This window comes from Saezia sanguinis, from assembly GCF_003991585.1.
Classification (GTDB): Bacteria; Pseudomonadota; Gammaproteobacteria; order Burkholderiales; family Burkholderiaceae_C; genus Saezia; species Saezia sanguinis.
Window position 1 is genome coordinate 1 of sequence record NZ_PQSP01000240.1, and the last position, 230, is coordinate 230.

Consider the following 230-nt stretch of genomic DNA (forward strand, 5'->3'; position numbering starts at 1 on the left):
GTACCAATCCCGGTACCCGGTTCGAATCGGGTCTCGGTGTGTTCGCCGTGCGAACCATGGCATTACTGCCTACACTGCGGCTGGCGACGCAACTGTTGTCGCCACACTCCGAGCCGAAGTCGCGGAAGCTTTTTCGTGACGACGACGTCCCGTCGGTGCGCATATCGAGTGCCGAGCCGATCGGCCTGCAAATCGACGGCGACTTCATCGGCAGGCGCGACGTGGTGGAT

At 62.2% G+C, this 230-nt stretch carries 1 protein-coding gene; it reads left to right on the forward strand.

What is annotated here, in order from left to right:
• Nucleotides 1-230 (forward strand): diacylglycerol kinase family protein (locus tag CUZ56_RS15645; protein WP_204250995.1); only part of this gene is annotated, 230 nt, incomplete at both ends.